At 72.3% G+C, this 17455-nt stretch carries 14 protein-coding genes; 9 read left to right on the top strand and 5 right to left on the bottom strand.

Going from position 1 to position 17455, the window contains the following annotated elements:
* Positions 1 to 63: 63 nt before the first annotated feature.
* From ACZ4SV_RS28405 to yicI, 4 genes are all read right to left on the bottom strand, one after another.
* Positions 64 to 534: a DUF3592 domain-containing protein gene (locus ACZ4SV_RS28405; protein WP_468007517.1), complete on the bottom strand. Its 471-nt coding sequence runs from the start codon at positions 532 to 534 to the stop codon at positions 64 to 66.
* Between the two features lie 80 nt (positions 535 to 614).
* Positions 615 to 1493 (bottom strand): restriction endonuclease, encoded by an 879-nt coding sequence (locus ACZ4SV_RS28400; protein ID WP_468007515.1) that lies wholly within the window; start codon positions 1491 to 1493, stop codon positions 615 to 617.
* Between the two features lie 95 nt (positions 1494 to 1588).
* A complete protein-coding gene (locus ACZ4SV_RS28395; RefSeq protein WP_468007513.1) occupies positions 1589 to 2182 on the bottom strand; it encodes a GNAT family N-acetyltransferase in 594 nt (197 codons plus the stop codon).
* A gap of 66 nt (positions 2183 to 2248) precedes the next feature.
* A complete protein-coding gene (yicI, locus tag ACZ4SV_RS28390; RefSeq protein WP_468007511.1) occupies positions 2249 to 4516 on the bottom strand; it encodes an alpha-xylosidase in 2268 nt (755 codons plus the stop codon).
* 281 nt (positions 4517 to 4797) lie between these two features.
* Here yicI and ACZ4SV_RS28385 point away from each other — a divergent pair, with 281 nt between their 5' ends.
* The 4 genes from ACZ4SV_RS28385 to ACZ4SV_RS28370 all read left to right on the top strand — a co-directional run bounded on the left by ACZ4SV_RS28385 (position 4798) and on the right by ACZ4SV_RS28370 (position 9444).
* Positions 4798 to 6036 carry an ABC transporter substrate-binding protein gene (locus ACZ4SV_RS28385; RefSeq protein ID WP_468007509.1) on the top strand — a complete coding sequence of 413 codons (1239 nt, stop codon included), beginning with the start codon at positions 4798 to 4800 and terminating at the stop codon, positions 6034 to 6036.
* 11 nt (positions 6037 to 6047) lie between these two features.
* The gene (locus ACZ4SV_RS28380) at positions 6048 to 6992 is read left to right on the top strand and encodes a carbohydrate ABC transporter permease (protein WP_397941019.1); all 945 of its coding nucleotides are present in this window, start codon (positions 6048 to 6050) and stop codon (positions 6990 to 6992) included.
* A gap of 7 nt (positions 6993 to 6999) precedes the next feature.
* Complete coding sequence (locus tag ACZ4SV_RS28375; RefSeq protein WP_468007506.1) at positions 7000 to 7833, top strand: carbohydrate ABC transporter permease; 834 nt, start codon at positions 7000 to 7002, stop codon at positions 7831 to 7833.
* Positions 7834 to 8085: 252 nt separating this feature from the next.
* Positions 8086 to 9444 carry a hypothetical protein gene (locus ACZ4SV_RS28370; RefSeq protein ID WP_468007504.1) on the top strand — a complete coding sequence of 453 codons (1359 nt, stop codon included), beginning with the start codon at positions 8086 to 8088 and terminating at the stop codon, positions 9442 to 9444.
* A gap of 169 nt (positions 9445 to 9613) precedes the next feature.
* Here ACZ4SV_RS28370 and ACZ4SV_RS28365 read toward each other — a convergent pair whose 3' ends face one another.
* Entirely contained in the window at positions 9614 to 9796 is a 183-nt protein-coding gene (locus tag ACZ4SV_RS28365; RefSeq protein ID WP_468007502.1) for a hypothetical protein, read from the bottom strand.
* 289 nt (positions 9797 to 10085) lie between these two features.
* On the opposite strand from ACZ4SV_RS28365, the gene ACZ4SV_RS28360 reads away from it, so the two are divergent.
* The 5 genes from ACZ4SV_RS28360 to ACZ4SV_RS28340 all read left to right on the top strand — a co-directional run bounded on the left by ACZ4SV_RS28360 (position 10086) and on the right by ACZ4SV_RS28340 (position 17348).
* The gene (locus ACZ4SV_RS28360; RefSeq protein WP_468007500.1) at positions 10086 to 10739 is read left to right on the top strand and encodes a hypothetical protein; all 654 of its coding nucleotides are present in this window, start codon (positions 10086 to 10088) and stop codon (positions 10737 to 10739) included.
* Positions 10740 to 10792: 53 nt separating this feature from the next.
* Positions 10793 to 12448, top strand: a complete 1656-nt coding sequence (locus ACZ4SV_RS28355) for a glutamate--cysteine ligase (RefSeq protein ID WP_468007498.1) — start codon at positions 10793 to 10795, stop codon at positions 12446 to 12448.
* On the top strand, positions 12445 to 14181 hold the full coding sequence (locus ACZ4SV_RS28350) for a flavin monoamine oxidase family protein (protein ID WP_468007496.1): 1737 nt from the start codon (positions 12445 to 12447) through the stop codon (positions 14179 to 14181). Before ACZ4SV_RS28355 ends, ACZ4SV_RS28350 begins: the two co-directional genes overlap by 4 nt.
* Positions 14182 to 14270: 89 nt before the next feature.
* Positions 14271 to 16214: a metal-dependent hydrolase family protein gene (locus ACZ4SV_RS28345; RefSeq protein ID WP_468007494.1), complete on the top strand. Its 1944-nt coding sequence runs from the start codon at positions 14271 to 14273 to the stop codon at positions 16212 to 16214.
* Positions 16215 to 16268: 54 nt separating this feature from the next.
* Positions 16269 to 17348, top strand: a complete 1080-nt coding sequence (locus ACZ4SV_RS28340; RefSeq protein ID WP_468007492.1) for a threonine aldolase family protein — start codon at positions 16269 to 16271, stop codon at positions 17346 to 17348.
* The last annotated feature ends 107 nt before the right edge of the window (positions 17349 to 17455 follow it).

Here is a 17455-nt window from a genome sequence, read left to right as displayed (position 1 = left end):
ACCCTCCTCGGCGCCGCCGGGACGGACCGGATCGCCGCGCGGCAACGCACCCGGCGATCCGGCTCACCGGACCCGCGGGCGCCGCCGTCGCGCCACCACCGCGACGACCGCCCCGGCGGTCATGATCAGCAGTCCCGCTCCGCCGAAGATCAGCGGCAGCAGCCACAGGGAGAAGAACCCGTTGATCCGCGCGTCCTCGGGGGAGTCCGCGCGGTAGAGGACCTCCACCTGTTCGCCCTTCTCGTACGCGGGCGGGTTCGAACCGCCCGAGTCCTCGAACGTCCTCCGCGTGCCGTCCGCGGACGTGAACGCGACCACCGCGTACGCCACGGGATCGTCGTCGTCCCGCCGCCTGCCCGCGCTGTGACCGTGGTCGGTCCGCCACTCCAGGTCCACCACCGTGCCCCGGGCGCGCTCGGCGTCCGTCAGGTACGAGACCGACACCCCGGCGAAGACCAGCCCGAGGACGAGGAACAGCCCCCCGAACGCGGTCAGCCCGAAAACGATCCACCGATGGGCGGCCTGCCCACGCACCCGAACCCGCACGACATCCCTCTCGCTCGCCGGAAAACAGAGGGACGCTATCCCAGGCCGGCCGTCGGCTGTCGACCGCCTCAGACCCCGGGGTCCACACGGTGCCAGGGAGCGGGGCCCGAACCGCCGCACCACGCCTGGAGGTCGTCGCCGTCGACGCAGACGATCCCGCACTGGCGCGCGTACTCCAGGGCGGGTTCCGTGAAGCCGCTCGTGGTGACGACCGCTGCCACCTCGGCCTCGTGGATGGCGAAGCAGGTCCCGCCGAAGCGCTGCATGTCCTGCGAGCCGACCTTGTTGGTGTCGCCGTACTGCTTGCACTGCACGACCACGCGCCGCCCGTCCGGGGCGATCGCCACGACGTCCGCGCCCAAGTCCCCGGCGCCTCCCACCACTTCCACGTCCCGGCAGCCGTCCCGGGCACACAGCTCCGCTATGGCCTGCTCGAAGCCGTCCGGGTCCAGCGCCGCGTAGTCGACCACGGGATCGAGCACAGCGGTCCGCTCCTCGCCGCCCGGGTCCAGCGGCACGGTCGCGGTCCGCGCCGGTCCCGGGAGCACGCCGTCCGCACCCCAGCCGGGGCCCGCCGGTGCCGTGTCCGCGAACGGACCGGCCGGCGCGGCGGCTTGCGGGACGGGGGCGGGGCCCGGCGCCGGGGCGGCGAGGCTGTCGGACGCCTTCTCGGCCGCTTCCTCCAGCGTCCGGGCGGCCTGGCGGGCCCAGATGCCGGCGGATATGCGCCGCCTCCGGGAGCGGTACACCAGTACGGCGGCCAGGCCGAGCACCGCCAGCACCCCGGCCCACAGCGGGCGGCGTTCCACGACGCCCGCCGCCATCCGCGCCAGGAACGACAGCAGGCACAGGATGATCGCGAGCAGCAGGAAGAACATCGCGGTGGCGCGCAGATCGAAGCGCCGGCCACGCCGCACACGTCGGACCGGGCGCATGGGTACGGTCATACCGGCTTCCTCCTGACTACGGCACCGAAGATCTCTGTCTACGGATGCCCAAGATCGGCCGTCTGCCCCACACCGAGCTGCGGCGGACGTCCGCTTCAGGGACGCGCGCGGGAAGCCCGGGTTCCGTCCCGCCACTCGCGGGCGAGCATCGCGTAGACGTACTCGCTGCCCCAGCGGTCCCCGTCGAGGTCGTTGTCGACGAAGTGCGCCTCGCGGCGCATGCCGAGACGTTCGCACAGCCGCGCCGACGCGGTGTTGAGGACGTCGAGCCGGGCGGAGACCCGGTGGGCCTGCAACTCGCCGAACGCCAGGGCGAGTACGGCGCCCGCCGCCTCGGTGGCGTAACCCCGGCCGGCGTACGCGGGGTGGAACACCCAGCCGATCTCGGCCTGCCGCGCGTGCGCGTGCGTGAGGGTGAGGACCACCTCGCCGACGACCCCGGGCTCCTCCGCCCGGCACACCGCCAGCAGCAGCACATCGCCGTCGGCCGCCCAGTCGGTCCCGCCGGCCCGGGCCGCGAGGGACTCGGCGCAGCCCTCGCGGGTGAGCGGCGGGCGGTAGAGGTACCGGGCGATCTCCGGCAGGCACTGGTAGGCGTACCGGTCCTCGGCGTCACCGGGCCGGAACAGCCGCAGCACCAGCCTCTCGGTCCTGATGCCTGCCGGCCGGTGCTTCGCGACGGTGGTCATGGCGAAATCCCCCGTGTCATGGTGTCGACGCGCCCGGCAACCCTACTGGGTCGGCGCCCCCGTCGCTCAGTCCAGGGCCACGGTCACCTCGGCCGTGCCGGTCGCGCTCGCGCCGCCGGCGACGCGGACGGTGAACGGGCGATCGGTGCCGCGCGCGGTGACCCGCAGCCGTGCGCCGTCACGCCGGACGGTGAACGTGGCCGCCGGGGTGCCCGCCAGGTCGGGCACCGTGATCTCGGCGGAGTAGTCCGCGGCGGCCGTGGGGTGGACGAGCAGGACCGGGGTGTCCAGCCAGTCGCCGTCCGGCCGGCTGTCGTCCGAGGCCAGCGGCAGCACCGCGCCCTCCCGCACGTACAGGGGCAGGCTGTCGAAGGCGTGCCGCTCGGTGCGCCACACCGGGCCGGTGACCCGCTCGCCGGTCAGGAGGTGGGTCCAGGTCCCCTCCGGGAGGTAGACCTCGACCTCGCCGTCCTCCGTGAACACCGGCGCGACCAGCAGGTCGGGGCCGAGCATGTACTGACGGTCCAGCGGACGGCACGCCGGGTCGTGCGGGAACTCCAGGAGCATCGGGCGCATCACCGGTACGCCGGTGCGGTGGGCCTCGGCCGCGGCACCGTAGAGGTAGGGCATGAGGCGGTGCTTGAGCAGAGTGAACCGCCGGGCGACCGTCACGGCCTCCTCGCCGAAGTGCCACGGCACCCGGTACGACGTGGAGCCGTGCAGCCGGCTGTGCGAGGAGAGCAGGCCGAAGGCGAGCCAGCGCTTGAAGACCGCCGGGTCGGGCGTGCCCTCGAAGCCGCCGATGTCGTGGCTCCAGAAGCCGAAGCCGCTCAGCGACAGGGACAGCCCGCCGCGCAGCGACTCGGCCATGGCCTCGAAGGACGCCCAGCAGTCGCCGCCCCAGTGCACGGGGTACTGCTGGCCGCCCGCGGTCGCGGAGCGGGCGAACAGGACGGCCTCGCCGGGGCCGCGCTCCTGCACCAGAAGGTCGAAGACGGTCCGGTTGTACAGGTGGGTGTAGTAGTTGTGCATCCGCTCCGGGTCGGAGCCGTCGTGCCAGACGACGTCGGTGGGGACGCGCTCGCCGAAGTCGGTCTTGAAGCAGTCCACGCCCTGGTCGAGCAGCGTCTTCAGCTTGCCCTGGAACCAGGCGCGGGCGTCGGGGCTGGTGAAGTCGACCAGGCCCATGCCGGCCTGCCACAGGTCCCACTGCCAGACGTCGCCGTTCGGGCGGCGCACGAGATGGCCGAGGCCGGCCGCCTCCTCGAAGAGCGGGGACTTCTGGGCGATGTAGGGATTGATCCACGCGCTGACGCGCAGGCCCTTGTCCTTGAGCCGGGCCAGCATGCCGTCCGGATCGGGGAAGACGGCGGGGTCCCACTCGAAGTCGCACCACTGGTACTCGCGCATCCAGAAGCAGTCGAAGTGGAAGACCGACAGCGGGATGCCGCGCTCCGCCATGCCGTCCACGAAGGACATCACCGTCGCCTCGTCGTAGTCGGTGGTGAAGGAGGTGGTCAGCCACAGGCCGAACGACCAGGCGGGCGGCAGGGCCGGGCGGCCGGTCAGCGCGGTGTAGCGGGCCAGGACCTCCTTCGGGGTGGGACCGGCGATCACGTAGTACTCGATGCTCTGGTCCTCGACGCTGAACTGCACCTGGCCGACGGACTCGGAGCCGACCTCGAAGCAGACCTTGCCGGGGTGGTTGACGAAGACGCCGTAGCCGCGTGAGGAGAGGTAGAAGGGGATGTTCTTGTAGGCCTGTTCGCTGCTGGTGCCGCCGTCGGCCTGCCAGATGTCGACGACCTGGCCGTTCTTGACGAACGGGGTGAAGCGCTCGCCGAGGCCGTAGACCTGCTCGCCCACCCCGAGGGCGAGCTGGGCCAGGACGTGGTGGGCGCCGTCGTCGGTGGTGGCGAAGGCGGTGCCCTTGGCGCCGGCCCGGGTCAGCTCGCGGCCGTCCGCGTCACGGAAGGCCAGGGTCCAGGCCGCCTCGTCCAGGCGGAGGGTCAGCGCCCCGCTGGTCAGTTCCGTGACGGTGCCCTCGCGGCGGACGGCGCCCGCGCCGTCCGCCTCCGCGCCGAGCGCGAAGTCCGGGCCCGCACGGTGCTTGCCGGCGTGGTGGGTGACCCGGACGCCGATGACGCCCTCGGCGGGGGAGAAGCAGTCGACCGTGAGGAGCGGCGCGTTGAGCGTGTCCCCTCTGCGGGCCACGTTCTTCACGGCGGCATAGGCGGTGAAGCGCTTCGATGATGCTCGGATGTCACGGGCCTCGGTGGCGTACGCGATCTGCACGCCGTCGCGGACGCGCCAGAAGCCGTTGGTGAACTTCATGTTCTTCCTCGGGGGAGCGGGAGCGGTTCGGGTGGGGCGCGGAGGCGTCGCCCGGCGGGTTGATCGTACATGCGACATGCCGTCCCGGGACAGGTCCGCGTACGGACAAACCCCGCGTGAGCAGCGCGGATTATGGATTTCTCGACGGCCGTGCACTGTCTGCGGAAAGGAACGAACAGGTGCTCGGGTCTGGCGCCGGAGCCGTGCATGGCGTATTAGTCATCTGCATGAACAAAGGCGTCCGGCAGCGCTGCCGGACGGTACGACAGCAAGGGCCAACTATGTCGAAGCGCTTCAACAGACGCTCCCGCAGGGCCGTGATACCCCTCGCCGTCGTCTCCGCCCTGGTCGCCGGGGCGGGACTGACCGGCTGTGACCGGCAGCAGGACGGCTCCGTCTACACCGTGCTGAACTCCTCGACCGACGAGACGTATCACCGCTGGGACGCGCAGGCGATGGCCCGCTGTGGCAGGCGGCTGGGCGTCACCGTCGAACAGCTCAGCGTCCCGGCGGCGCAGGTGATGACCAAGGCGCTGCGCATGGCGTCCTCGAAGTCGCTGCCCGACGTCGTGCAGTTCGACGCCTCGGAGATGCCGACGTTCGCCGGTGCCGGCGGGCTGACCGACCTCAGGAAGCTGGGGCTCGGCACCCGCGACATCCCGCGGGGCATCGTGGACTTCGGCTCGTACCGGGGGACGTACTACGGCGCCGCCCGGTCCGTGAACACCCTCGCGCTGTTCTACAACAAGGACTTCCTCGGCCGGGCGGGTCTGAAGGTCCCCGCCACCTGGGCCGAGCTGCGCGAGACCGCGAGGAAGCTGACGCGCGGCAACCGGTACGGCCTGGCGCTCAGCGCGGGAGGCGCCGAGGACGGCGTCTTCCAGTTCACGCCGTTCATGTGGTCCAACGGCGGGGACGAGACCCGGCTCGACGGGCCGAGGGTCGTCGAGGCGCTGGACTACTGGAAGAGCCTGCTGCGGGACGGCTCGCTGTCGAAGGCCACGGTGGGCTGGACGCAGGCCGACGTCAACGACCAGTTCATGGCCGGCAACGCCGCCATGATGATCAACGGCCCCTGGCAGGTCGAGACCCTGAACACCAAGAAGTCGCTGCACTGGGGCATCGCGCGGATCCCCGTGCCCAGGCCGGGCGCGAAGTCCGTGGCCCCGCTGGGCGGCACCGTGCTCACCGTGCCGAACACCGGTGACGAGCGGCGCGAGCGGATGGCGGGGAAGATCGTCGCCTGCCTGTCCGGTGAGCGGGAGCAGCTGACGTACGCCCGCAACAGCTGGACGGTCCCGGCCAACGCCAAGGCCGCCGCCGTCTGGCGCGCGCAGGTGCCGGAACTGGACGCGCTGGCCGGGCAGGTGGCCGCGGCCCGGTCCCGCACGGCCGAGCTGGGGGCCGGCTGGCCGAGCGTGTCGCTCGCGCTGCAGAGCGCCTTCCAGGCCGCCCTGACCGGCCAGTCCAGCAAGGCCGCCCTCCAGCGCGCCCAGCAGCGGGCCACGAGCGGGAACTGAGGTACGCGCAGATGACCACGTCCACCGTCACCGCGCCCGGCACGGTGTCCGAAGCCGGCACGCCGGCCCCCGCCCGGCCCCGGCGCGGGAACCGGGCGGCCCGGTGGGGCTTCGTCGCCCCCGCCGTCCTCTTCATGCTGCTGTTCTTCGGCTACCCGCTCGTCCGCAACGTCGTGATGAGCTTCCAGCACTACACACCGAGGACGTTCTTCACCGGCGAGGCGCCCCTGAACGGCTTCGACAACTGGTCGGCGGTCTTCCGGGACGCCCTGTTCGGCAAGGCGCTGTGGCACACGTTCGTCTTCACCGCGGGCTCGCTGCTCGGCCAGTTCTGCGCCGGCCTCGCCCTCGCCGTCTTCTTCAGCCGCAGGTTCCCGCTCAACGGTGTCCTGCGGTCGTTGATCCTGCTGCCCTGGCTGGTGCCCATGGTGGTGTCCGGCATCGTGTGGCGGCGCATCCTCGACCAGGACACGGGTGTACTGAACTCCTTCCTGGACACCCTCGGTCTGGACGGTCACACTCCATGGTTGACCAGTCCGCACATGGCCCTACTGTCGGTCATCCTGGTCAATGTCTGGATCGGGATCCCGTTCAACATGGTCATCCTGTACGGCGGTCTCCAGGAGCTGCCCCGCGAGCTGTACGAGGCGGCCGCCCTGGACGGCGCCTCCGCCTGGCGGACGTTCCGCTCCGTCACCCTGCCGATGCTCCGCCCCGTCATCACCGTCGTCCTCGTCCTGGGCTTCATGTCGACGGTCAAGCTCCTGGACCTGATCCTGGCCCTCACCGACGGCGGCCCCGCCGACGCCACCCAGACCCTGGGCACGCTCACCTACCAGAACTCCTTCGTCCGCCTGGACTTCGGAGCGGGCGCCGTCGTCGGCAACGTACTGATCCTGATCTCCGCGGTGTTCGCGGTGTTCTATCTGCGGGCCAACCGCACCGAGGGGAAGTGACCGGCCCATGGCCACCCACACCGCCAAACCCCGCACCGGCAGGCGCCGCCTGGGCTCCACGGTCGCCGGTGTGCTCGTCCTGTGCGTGATGCTGTTCCCGCTGTACTGGATGCTCAACACCGCGCTCCAGCCCGAGGCCGGGCTGCTGGAGGTCGATCCGGTCCCGCACCGGCTGGACCTCTCCGGCTTCTCCAAGGCGCTCGGCGACCAGGGCGGACACCTGCTGACCTCGCTCGTGGTCTCGCTCGGCGCGGTCGTCGTCTGCCTGGCGATCGCCGCGCCGGCGGCCTACGGGCTGGCCCGGTTCCGGCTGCGCGGCACCCGCGCCATCGTCTTCGGCACCCTTCTCACCCAGATGGTGCCGGGCATCGTCATCGCCAACGCGCTGTACACCTCGTACGTCGATCTGGGCCTGGTCAACTCCTACGTCGGCCTGATGCTGGCGGACGCCTCGCTGGGCATCCCGTTCTCGATCGTGCTGATGCGGGCGTTCATGGTGTCCATACCCGGCGAGGTGATCGAGGCCGCGCAGATGGACGGGGCCGGGCGGCTGCGCACCTTCGTGCGGGTGGTGCTGCCGATGAGCCGCAACTCCCTGATCACCTCGGGCCTGTTCGCGTTCCTGTTCTCCTGGAGCGACTTCATGTTCGCCCTCACCCTCAACACCACCGACGACGTCAAGCCGATCACGCTGGGCATCTACCAGTACATCGGCGCGCACGTGGGCGACTGGGGCTCGGTGATGGCGGCGGCCGTGCTCTCCGCGATCCCCGCGGCGGTCCTGCTCGTCCTCGCGCAGAAGTACATCGCCGCGGGCATCACCGGCGGCTCCGTCAAGTGACCTCCGGCAACGGCGAAGACGCCGCCCTGCAACAGCGAAGACGCCCGCCGCGGAGGCGGCTCTTGTGACCGGACCGGCCGGCGCACCGGACGGACCGGCCGGCGCACCGGCCCACCGCGGCCGTGCAGGCCGCGCATGGCTGAAAACGGCGATTTCCGATCGGAGAAGGACTGGTAGAAAAGAGAGACAGTCGATTTCTTTCATGCCGCGTCCGGGCCGGGTGGTGCCTCAGCGGGTGAAGGAGGGGCCGTCGTGCCACGCCGCCATGGCCAGAACACCTCGCTACGGGACCTGCTGAGCGAGGCGGGCATGAGCGCCGCGGAACTGGCCAGGAACGTCAACCGCCTGGCAGCCGACGAGGGACTGGCACTGCGCTACGACCGCACCACCGTCGCTCACTGGCTCTCGGGCTCCCGTCCCCGTGCTCCCGTGCCCCAGCTCGTGGCCGAGGTACTGACCCGCAGCATCGGCCGGCTGGTCGGCGCGGCGGAGACCGGCCTGGCCGACGCCCGTGCCCAGCCGGCCGACGACGGACCGGACGAGAACCGCACCGACCCCCTGCTGCGCCTCCTGGCCCTGGCCAGGACGGACGCCGATCCGGTACGCCGTGTGCAGCTCCTGCACCTGGTCTTCCGCCAGCGCGGTGTCCCGGACCCGGACGCCCGGGACACGCTCGAAGTCCCGGGCCCCGCCCGGCTGCGGACGGGGATCGGCGGCGCCGACGTGCAGCGGGTCCGGTTCGTGACGTCCCAGTTCGCCGTCGGCTGGCCGCGCTACGGAGGCGGTCACGCCCGCTCGGCCCTGGCCTCCTACCTCGGCGACGACATCGGCCGCCTGCTGGCGCAGCCGGCGTCTTCGGCCGTGCGCCGGGCACTGCTGTCGGAGGCGGCGCAACTCGTGCACGTGCTGGGGGACATGTCGGCGGACGCCGGCCATCAGGGACTCGCCCAGCGCTACTACCTGATCGCCCTCGACGTGGCCGCCGGGGCCGGGGACAGCCGGACGCGCGCCATCACGCTGAGGGCGATGAGCGTCCAGGCGGTCCGCCTGACAGCGCTGCGGTACGCGACCGGTCTCGCCGACGCCGCGGTCACCACGACCATGGGGCAGTCCGGTGACCTACAGGCGTTCGTCCTCGCCCAACGGGCCTACGTGCGGGCCCTGGCAGGCGAACGCCGCGGCGCCTACCGGGACCTCGACGATGCCGAACGGGAGCTGGGCTCCTCCACCGTGCGGGACGACCCCTTCCTCCGGTACCCCAGGGCCGGCTTCGCCTACCGCAAGGGACGCGCCCTGCACCTCCTCGGCGACGCGGAGCCCGCGCTGGACGCCCTGCGGTACGCGGCCGGACGGCGTCCCCTCCACCAGCACCGCACCAGGGCGCTCAGCCAGGCCCGGCTGACCCTGGTGCTGCTGGAGCAGGGCCGGGTGGACGAGGCGTGCGACACGGGCCGGCTCTTCACCGAGGAACATCGTTTCCTGCGTTCCCATCGCTCCTCGCTCATGCTGCGGGAGATACGGGCGCGGCTCATGCCGTACCGGCGGGTGCCGGAGGCAGCGGATTTGCTGCAGCGGCTCGCGGCGCTCGCCCGTACGACGCCCGGCCCCTGACCCCCGCCCGACAAGGCTCCGCCGTGACAGGCGCCTTCCCGCCGTCACCGGACGAGGGGACCGGCGGGGCCGCGGACGCGCCAGCCGCCGGGACCGGACGCCGCCGGGAGTCGACGCCACCGGACCGTGTCCGACGCCGTGTCGTCCGCGGGCGAGGGTCCGAGGCGGGTCACGCGGACCCGCCGGAGCCGGCCCCCGTTCCGCCTTCCGCGCCGGACGCCGCCTCCGCCCCGCACGGCTGCCCGGTCCGGCCGGCCTCGGACGGGCCGGTGTGCGTGCGGCGGCCCGCCCGCTCGGTCGCGGCGGCGCGCAGGGCGAGGCCGGCGACGCGGTCGAAGAGCGGATCGTCCATGGGGCCACCCTGGGCTGCCGGACCGGTGACCGCACGGTGCGGGATGCCGACCGAGTGAGAGGGACGCGCGGGGATCGCTCCGGTCCGGGCGTTCAACACGTTCACGCTTCGCCGACGCCGGGCGCGTGTGCGCCGCGCACGCCCGGGGAGCCGGTACAGGGTCCGACGGGAGCACCAGTCCCGGCCATGGAGCCACACGTGAGCGGCACGGGACCTACGGGACCGGGCCCCCGCGGTGCGACCCACGCCCGCCACGAAGAGCCGTGTCCCGATCCAAGGAGTCCTCTCCATGCCTGCCACTGAGTTCATCGACACCGTGGGAATCAACCTGCCCGAGCATCTCAGTGCCAACGAGTTCCTCTCCCTCGCCCGTGAGGGAATGATCGGGGAGAAGCACCTGCGGAGCTTCGCCCTCGCCGAATTCCAGTCCCAGGAAGCCGAGTTCACGGCGTACGGCCTGTTGCTGTCCCGGTACCCGCACGAGGTGCCCGGCGGGTTCTTCTCCTTCGTCGCACACGAGCTGATGCGGGCCCGGCACCGGATGGTGAGCGGTCTCGCGCCCGCGCTGGGCCTCTCGCCCGACGAGATGCGCCGTGCTCCGCGCCTGGAACCGGTGCGGCGCTTCACCGAGTTCATCTCGTGGGTCGCTCTGCACGCCGGAGCGGCGGAGGCCGCGCTCGTGGCACGCACCGACTTCACCCTGTGGTGCAACACCTGTGCCGTGCTGGCCGACGTGCTGAGCGAGGCGGAGCAGATTCCCGAGGCCGCGATCGAGTACATCGGCGCCTACCGCGAGAACCCTCCGGAGGTGGCGGACGGCGTGCTGGAGGTCATCGAGTACGGCAGGGCGCGCGACGAACCGGGCGAGTGGATCACGCGCAGTGCGGTGCGCATGGAGCCGGCGCTGCGGTCCTGGTGGCGGGCGGTCGCCACGGCCGGGTGAGCACCGTGGTGATAGGCGCGGTCAGGTGAGGTCACGTACGGGAGGAAGCGGATATGGGCCGCGAGGTCGGACGGGTGGCGTTCACGGAAGAGGAGTACGCGCGGTTCCGCGTCCGCCTGGCGGACTGCCTCGCCGAGCTGGGGAAGGTGGTGGCCCGGCCCGGGTTCGGACAGGTGCCGAGCACGCTGGGCGCGGAACTGGAGTTGTCGCTGGCCGGGCCGGACGGCCGTCCCGTCCCGGTGAACGCGGCCGTCCGCGAGGGACTGGGCGACGACGGTCTCGCCCTGGAAGTGGCCCGCTTCAACCTCGAGGCCAACCTGGAGCCGGTTCCGCTGCGGGGCCGTCCGTTCACGGAGCTGGCCGCCCAGGCGTCCGGGACACTGGCGCGGATCACCGCCTGGTCGCTGCCGCGCCACGGCGCCCGGGCGGTGCCGATCGGGACGCTGCCCACGCTGACCCCGGCCGACCTGACGGCACGGGCGCTGACCGACCTGCCGCGCTACCACGCGCTGGAGCGCGCCTGGGCCCGGCGGCGTCCCGCGCCGTTCCCGCTGCGCGTGGGGGAGGGCGAGCAGGGACTGCTGCGGGCCGGGTCCGTGGCGGTCCAGGGCGCGGCCTGTTCCTGGCAGGTGCACCTGACCGTGGCCCCGGACCTCTTCCGCCCCACCTACAACGCCGCCCAGCTCGCTACCGCACCGGCGCTGGCCGCCGCCGGCAACTCACCCTTCCCGCTGGGCCGGCGCGGCGGGCAGGAATCCCGTATCGCGGTGTACGAACAGGGCTTCGGGGAGTGTGCCGCGAACGGTCGCGGGACCTCACGACCGAGGGTCGGTTTCGGGCACGCCTGGCTGCACGGCGGTCCGCTCGCCGCGTTCGAGGAGACCGTGCGCGGTTACGACGTCCTGCTCCCGGCGGTCTCCTCGGCCGGGGACGACGACGTCTCGCCGAACGGCTGCCCCTCGCTGGAGGAACTGCGCCTGCACGTGAGCACCGTGTGGCCGTGGAACCGGCCGGTGTACGACCCGCTCGGGCACTTGCGGATCGAGTTCCGGGCGCTCCCCTCCGGGCCGACCCCGCTGGACATGGCGGCGAACACGGCGTTCCTGGTCGGTCTCACCCTGTCCCTGGCGGCCGAGGGCCGCGACGTGGCGCGTGAGCTGCCGTTTGCCTACGCCAGGGAGAACTTCTACCGGGCCGCGCGGGACGGCCTGCGGGCCACCCTGTGGTGGCCCTCACCCCGCTCCGCGCCCCGCAGACACGACGCGGGCGCCCTGGTGGCGGAGCTGCTCCCGCAGGCACGGGAAGGACTGGTCACGGCCGGAGTGGACGCCGCCGAGGCGGACACCGTGCTGCACCTGCTGGACCGCCGGACAGGGTCGGGCCGCACCGGAGCGTGGTGGCAGCAGCGGGCCCTGCAGGCGCTGCGCCGGCGGGAGGAGCACGCGCGGCACGCGGACCGGGAGACGACCGGCCGCACCGCGACGGGACCGGAACGAGACGCGGTCCCGCCCGGACCGGAAAGCGTCACCGGAACACGGACGCCCCGTCGAGCCGAGCGGACCGGGGACGGGCACACACGCGTCGCCGGTGCCGGCCGACCGGACCCTCTCCTGGGGGAGTTGACGGTGCGCTACGCACAACTCGCCGAGGGAGCAAGCCCCGTGCACACCTGGAACCTTCCCGCCTTTCCCCGACGGAGTGAGCGATGAGCCCCAGCACACCCCCGCCCGCCAGCGACTTGCAGGTCGACTTCCCCTTCGACTACGCCGCGCACGTCGGCGGCGGCCGGCGCATGGGGCGGCTGCCCGAGAGGACCGCGGGCGCGCGCGTCGCCGTGATCGGAGCGGGCGGCAGTGGACTGGCGGCCGCCTACGAGCTGCTGCGAGCGGGCTGCCGGCCCGTCGTGTACGAGGCCGAACGGAGCCAGGACGGGCCGGGGGGCCGGCGTCTGGGCGGCCGCATGTACAGCCGGCGGCTCGACGAGACGGACAGTGCCGTCGTGGAACTGGGCTGCCTGCGGTTCCCCGAATCCGCACGGCTGCTGCGCCAGTACGCCCACACGTTCGGAGTCCGGCTGGAGCCCTTCCGGGACAACTACGCGGCTCCCACGCCGTTGACCGTGCTGGACGTCGACGGCCGGCAGTACCCGGCCGGGAGCCTGGAAGACCTGTACGGCCTCCACGAGGAGTTCCGCGAGGCGCACACCCGCTGGCAGCAGGCGCTTGCCCGCATCGGTTTCCTCCAGATCCAGCGAGACGTCGCCGCCCGTGACCTCACCGCGGTGCGCCGCCGCTGGCGCACGGTGCTGTCCCGGTGGGAGATGTGCTCCTTCTACCGCTTCCTGCGCGACCCGGAAGGCGCGGGCCTGAGCCACGACCAGGCACGGCTGCTGGGCACCGCCGGGATAGGACCCGCGGTCTGGGACTCCTTCTTCGAACTCAGCATGGCCGAGATCCTGCGCCTGCTGCTGTGCACCGAGGGAAGCGGCCTGCTGTACGCACCGGACGGCATCAGCCGGCTGGCCGAGGGCTTCTGGACCTGCCCCACCACCGGCCCCGACGGGCGCACTTGCAGCCTGGAGACCGTCAACGACGGTGTGTTACGGCCCGCGGTGCGCGCCATCGACGTCGAACCGGACGCCGCCCGCGGGGTCGTGGTGCACAGCGAGGACGGGCGCAGCGAACGGTACGCGGCCGCCGTGTTCACCCCGCAGCTACGGTTGCTGGAGACCGGTGTGGAGGTGCGTTCCACCGCCGCTCACCTCCCCGCGCTCGGCCCGCGCCTGTGGCGGGCCGTCCGCCGGCTGCACTACTGGCAGTCCTCCAAGACCGCGCTCGTGGTGGACCGCCCCTTCTGGGAGGGAACGTCCATGGACGGCGTCACCCTCACCGACCGGCTGCCGAGGGCCGTCTACACCATGGACTACGGCCCCCCGCGCGGGCCCGGGGGCCGGCGCGGGGTGGTGGACCTCAGCTTCACCTGGGCGCAGGACGCCATGAAGGTCGCGCCCTCCGCCCCGGAGGAACGCCTCGCCCTCTTCCTCCGCGATGTCGCCGCCATCCACCCCGAGGTGGCGGACGAGCTGCGCGCCCGCACCGACACGGCGGCGACGGTGACCGTGTCGTGGGAGAACGAACGGAACTTCCGCGGTCTGAGCCGCTTCTCGTGTCCGGGCGACCATCCCTACCAACGCGACCTGTTCGCGCACTTCATGAAGGACTTCAGCGGCACGGCGGCCGTACCGGGAGAACCGCCGAACGCCCTCTTCCTGGCCGGTGACGACACCTCGTGGTCTCCCGGCTGGCTCGACCACGCGCTCGCCTCCGGCCTGAACGCGGCGTGGGGAGTCCTGCGCCAGCTCGGCGCCCGGCCCGAACCGGGCAACCCCGGACCCGGCGACCTGTGGGACGACCCCCGGTACACACCGCTCGTCATCTCCTGACCCAAGGACACCTCAGGCCCTGGGGACGCCCCCGCCCGCAATGGCCCCTCCCCGTCCGCCCGCCCCGCACCACCCCTCCGGAGGTACCTGTGCACGCACCCCCTGGCAGAGATCTGCTGCTGCGACCCGACCGCGTGTGGGACGCGGTCGCGGACACACCGGTGGACGGCCTGTCCGTCCTCGTACACGACGGCCGGATCGCCGAGATCGGACACGACCTCCCGGCCGGCCCGGAGACGGACATCGTCGAGATGCCCGGCTGCACCCTGCTGCCCGGGTTCATCGACTGCCACGTCCACCTCCTGGACGAAGCCGCCGAGACGGCACCCGCCGCCTACCAGACCCTCACCGCGGTGCCCGTCCTGCGCGCCCTGCTGCACAGCGGATTCACCACCGTCCGGGACCTGGGCAGTGCCCACCTGCCGCTGAACGTGTCCTTGCGCCAGGCGGTCGAGGACGGCCTCGTCGAGGGACCCCGCATCCTCGCGGCCCCCAACATCCTGTCCCCCCAAGGAGGGCACGGGGACAAAGAGCCCGACCTCGCCCTGCGGTACGGACACCGGATCGGCACCCTGGCCGAAGGCATCGAGGGGCTGCGCCGCGCGGTGCGCGCGCAGTCCCGCGCCGGCGCCGACTGGATCAAGTTCGCGGGCAGCGGCGGGTTCTCCTCACCCGTGGACAGCCCCACCAGCACCGCGTACTCGAGCACGGAGATGCACGCCATCGTCTCCACCGCCGACGATCTGGGACTTCCCTGCGCGGCGCACCTGTTCACCGACCGTGCCATCCTGCGCGCCGTCGAGGCCGGAGTGCGCAGCGTGGAGCACGGCTGCTTCGCCACCCCGCCGACCTACCAGGTCATGGAGGAGGCCGGCGTGTTCCTGGTACCGACCCAGTACGCCCAGACCTACTTCCTCGACCGGCTCGACGACGACGGCTTCTGGGACAGCTCCACGGCGACCCTCCGCGCGAACTACCGGGAACACGCCGAGGCCCTGCGCGAAGGTCTGCTGCGTCCCGCCCGGACGCACGTGAAGACGGCCTTCGGCACCGACGCCGGGATGTTCCCGCACGCCGAGAACTGGCGCGAGTTCCCCACCATGCTCGCCCACGGTTACACCGCCCTGCGTGCCCTGCGGGCGGCCACCTGTGTCGCCGCGGACCTGCTCGGCCGCCCCGACCTGGGCACCATCACCCCCGGCGCCACAGCGGACCTCGTCGCCCTCGAAGGCGACCCCTTCCACGACATCACCGCCACCGGCCGCAGCCGGTACGTCTTCCAGCGGGGCCGGATGGTCACCGGATCACCCGCCACCGTCCCGGCGGCTCCCCGCCCGGCGGCGCCCCGCCCCTCACCCCTCCAACCGGTCACGGGAGATCACATGAAGGCCGAAGAACTCGTCGAAGCGATGAAACCGGACGTCGAACGGTTCGTCAGCGGCAACCGGCTCGTCGAACTCGCCCGGACCGGGGAGATCGACACCGACCACTTCAAGCGGATCGTGCTCGCCGAGTACCAGTGCCAGGAAGCCGAACTGTCCACGTACGCGCTGCTGGTGTCCCGGCACCGCCACGAGATCCCGGCCACCCTGTTCTCCTTCGTCCTGCACACCATCGCCACCGCTCGCGGACTGCTGCGCGACGCCACCTCGTCCGTCGGCCTCACCGGCGGCGACATCCCGCCGGTACCGGTCGACCAGGGTCTCTTCCGGGTCGTGCGCGACCTCACCTGGCTGGGCACCCAGGCCGGGCCCGCCGAAGCCGCCCTCTACCTCCACACGGACCTCTCCACCTGGTGCACCCTCTTCTCCCGCCTCGTCTCCGCCTCGAGCCGGCTGCCGGACGTCCCCGGCCCCGTGCTCGCCTACATGGAGTCCTGGGGCGACCGGCCGCCGCCCGAGGTCGCCGAGGGAACCCTCCGGGTACTCGAGTACGGCCTCGCCCGGGGAGAGGAACCGGACCGCGTCCTCCATACGGCCCGGCAACTGGGAGTGATCGTCGATCCGTACTGGTCCTATGTCGCCGGGGGTTGAAGGGAGAGGACACCGCCGCCGGCACGGCCGCCAGCGACCCCGGCGGCGCGTGGGGTGCCGTCCGCGCTGTCCGTCGGCGCCGCCGTCCGGCGCCACGACCCCGGGCGGCGGGATTTCACCAGCGACAACTGCTCAGGCGCCCACCCGGAGATCCTCTCCGCGCTCCAGGTGGCCAACGGCGGCCACCAGCCGGCCTACGGTCTGGACCGCTACACGGCTCACCTGGAGGACACCTTCCGCCGTCATTTCGGGCTCGACGCCCAGGCGTTCGCCGTCTTCAACGGAACCGGGGCCAACATCGTCGCGTTGCAGGCCGTCACCAGCCGCTGGGGAGCGGTGATCTGCGCCGGGCAGGCCCATCTGAACGAGGACGAGGGAGGCGGTCCGGAGCACATGGCCGGGCTGAAGCTGCTCGGAGTGCCCTCCGTGGACGGCAAACTGAGCCCCGGACTGATCGACAGCGCGGTGGCGGAGGCGAACGACGTGCACTCCGCTCCGCCCCGGACCCTGTCCTTGACCCAGGCCACGGAACTGGGTACCTGCTACACGCCCGCGGAGATCCGTGACCTGACCGCCCGTGCGCACGCGCACGGCCTGGCCGTCCACATGGACGGCGCGCGCCTCGCGAACGCCGCCGTGTCCCTGGGAGTCCCGCTGTCCGCCTGCACGACGGACGCGGGGGTCGACATCCTGTCCTTCGGCGGCACGAAGAACGGCCTGCTGTTCGGGGAATGCGTGGTGGTTCTGGACCCGTCCCGGGTCTCGGGCCTGCCGTATCTGCGCAAGCGCTCCGCGCAGCTCGCCTCCAAGATGCGCTTCCTCTCCGTCCAGTTCGAGGCGCTCCTCGACGGGGACCTGTGGCAGCGCAACGCGCGGCGCGCGAACGCCATGGCCGCACGGCTGAGCGTCCTCCTCTCCCGCATGGAGGGAGTGGCGGTCAGCCGTCCCGTCGAGGCCAACTCGGTGTTCGCGACGCTGCCGTGTACGGCCCGCGCCCGTCTTGCGGACCGGTACACGCTCTACCTCCATGACGAAAGCCGCGGAGAAGTAAGGCTGATGTGCTCCTACGACACCACGGAAGAGGACGTCGACGAGTTCGCCGCCGCTGCCGAGGCGGCGATCAGGCCGGCGTGAGCGGGGCCGCCGACGGTACCGATGGTGACCTGGCCCCGCCCACTCGCGCGTAGGGCCCGACCGGAGACGGCCGGGCCCTACGCGCGGTGAATCGAGCCGCCTCGGGG

The organism is Streptomyces sp. NPDC027672 (assembly GCF_055566335.1).
Note: the sequence above shows the minus strand (reverse complement) of the source record. Positions and strands in the feature narration are given on the sequence as shown.

What these genes read in the sequence shown, in the direction of transcription:
- ACZ4SV_RS28400 (WP_468007515.1), bottom strand. Translation starts at nt 1,493, where the DNA reads ATGACCGTACCCATGCGCCCGGTCCGACGTGTGCGGCGTGGCCGGCGC.
- ACZ4SV_RS28395 (WP_468007513.1), bottom strand. Translation starts at nt 2,182, where the DNA reads ATGACCACCGTCGCGAAGCACCGGCCGGCAGGCATCAGGACCGAGAGG.
- yicI (WP_468007511.1), bottom strand. Translation starts at nt 4,516, where the DNA reads ATGAAGTTCACCAACGGCTTCTGGCGCGTCCGCGACGGCGTGCAGATC.
- ACZ4SV_RS28385 (WP_468007509.1), top strand. Translation starts at nt 4,798, where the DNA reads ATGTCGAAGCGCTTCAACAGACGCTCCCGCAGGGCCGTGATACCCCTC.
- ACZ4SV_RS28380 (WP_397941019.1), top strand. Translation starts at nt 6,048, where the DNA reads ATGACCACGTCCACCGTCACCGCGCCCGGCACGGTGTCCGAAGCCGGC.
- ACZ4SV_RS28375 (WP_468007506.1), top strand. Translation starts at nt 7,000, where the DNA reads ATGGCCACCCACACCGCCAAACCCCGCACCGGCAGGCGCCGCCTGGGC.
- ACZ4SV_RS28365 (WP_468007502.1), bottom strand. Translation starts at nt 9,796, where the DNA reads ATGGACGATCCGCTCTTCGACCGCGTCGCCGGCCTCGCCCTGCGCGCC.
- ACZ4SV_RS28360 (WP_468007500.1), top strand. Translation starts at nt 10,086, where the DNA reads ATGCCTGCCACTGAGTTCATCGACACCGTGGGAATCAACCTGCCCGAG.
- ACZ4SV_RS28355 (WP_468007498.1), top strand. Translation starts at nt 10,793, where the DNA reads ATGGGCCGCGAGGTCGGACGGGTGGCGTTCACGGAAGAGGAGTACGCG.
- ACZ4SV_RS28350 (WP_468007496.1), top strand. Translation starts at nt 12,445, where the DNA reads ATGAGCCCCAGCACACCCCCGCCCGCCAGCGACTTGCAGGTCGACTTC.